This is a genomic window from Vibrio sp. S12_S33 (genome assembly GCF_963889785.1).
Taxonomy (GTDB): domain Bacteria; phylum Pseudomonadota; class Gammaproteobacteria; order Enterobacterales; family Vibrionaceae; genus Vibrio; species Vibrio aestuarianus.
In genome coordinates this window covers 1-424 of record NZ_CAWPQZ010000265.1, presented here as the reverse complement: position 1 = coordinate 424, position 424 = coordinate 1, and the positions used below count along the sequence as shown (strand labels likewise).

Genomic DNA, 424 nt, shown 5'->3' with positions numbered 1-424 from the left:
CTCACGAAGTAACCTTATTAGAAACACTCACAGGCAGTGCGAACATCACCATCCCAAGCTTGGCGGCGGAAGGTGATTACAGCGTGACGGCGCAGATCAGCGACGCGGCGGGCAACAGCAGTGGTGAGAGTGCGGCAGTGACGTTTGATTTAGATATCACTATACCCGCCACACTCACGTTGAGTATTGATGAGGCTTCAGATGGCAATATAGATATTATCGAGAATGCCGATGGTATCGAGACAGTCGTATCTTTCTCTGCAGGCGCTAAAGCTGGAGATATTTTGACTGTATCACTAACTGATAATTCAGGAAATCAAACAGATTATACTCATGTCCTCACTGATACTGATATCACCAATGGTTCGGCTAATGTTTTAATTCCAAGTTTAGTTGCTGAAGGAAATTATAGTGTAACGAGTAC

General features: G+C 44.8%; 1 pseudogene. It reads left to right on the top strand.

The annotated features are described in order from the left end of the window. Positions 1 to 424 (top strand): annotated as a pseudogene (locus AACW06_RS20110) (Ig-like domain-containing protein); the annotation flags it as partial.